General features: G+C 61.3%; 1 protein-coding gene. It reads right to left on the bottom strand.

Features of this window, described 5'->3' with window-relative positions:
* Positions 1-911 (bottom strand): electron transfer flavoprotein subunit alpha/FixB family protein (locus DX908_RS15985; protein ID WP_147303838.1); only part of this gene is annotated, 911 nt, incomplete at its 3' end.
* Between the last annotated feature and the right edge of the window lie 65 nt (positions 912-976).

Here is a 976-nt window from a genome sequence, read left to right as displayed (position 1 = left end):
TCCGGCAGCACGTCGAACAGATCGGCGACGAGCCCGTAATCGGCGACGGAGAAGATCGGCGCTTCCTCGTCCTTGTTGATGGCAACGATGACTTTCGAGTCCTTCATGCCCGCAAGGTGCTGGATGGCGCCGGAGATACCGACAGCGATGTAAAGCTCCGGGGCGACGACCTTGCCGGTCTGGCCGACCTGATAGTCATTGGGCTGATAGCCCGCATCGACGGCCGCGCGGGATGCGCCAACGGCGGCGCCCAGCTTATCCGCAATCGGATAAATCAGCTTCTCGAAATTCTCCGATGAGGCGAGCGCCCGGCCGCCCGAGATGACGATCTTTGCGCCCTGCAGCTCGGGGCGGTCGGATTTGGTCAGCTCCTCACCGACAAATTCCGAGATGCCGGGGAAGGCGGCAGCGCCGACAGTCTCAACGCTCGCCGAGCCGTCCATGGCCGGGGCCTCAAAGGAGGTCGCCTGCACAGTGATGACTTTCTTGGCGTCATTCGATTTGACGGTCGCCATCGCATTGCCCGCATAGATTGGGCGGATGAAGGTGTCCGCGCCTTCGACCCCTGTGATGGCCGAGATCTGCATCACGTCGAGTTTCGCGGCAACGCGCGGCATGTAGTTGCGGCCATTGGTGCCGGCCGGGGTGAGGAGCGCGTCATAATCACCTGCGAGCGAGACGATCAGCTCCGCCATGGGTTCTGCGACCTGTTTGGCGTAATGCGCATCATCCGCATGCAGCACTTTTCGTACGCCTGCGATCTTGGCTGCGGCTTCAGCCACGCTGCCAGCGCCGTTGCCCGCGACGAGGACGTCGATGTCCCCGTCCATTTCCGTGGCGGCGGTCACCGTCTTGGCGGTGGCGTCATTGAGGGTTTCATTGTCGTGATCGGCAATAACGAGAATGGCCATGATTAGAGTACCCCCGCTTCGTTTTTGAGTTTGTCGAGCAATTCGTCTACGGACGAGACTTTCAC

It is taken from the genome of Parvularcula marina (genome assembly GCF_003399445.1).
GTDB lineage: Bacteria > Pseudomonadota > Alphaproteobacteria > Caulobacterales > Parvularculaceae > Parvularcula > Parvularcula marina.
Note: the sequence above shows the minus strand (reverse complement) of the source record. Positions and strands in the feature narration are given on the sequence as shown.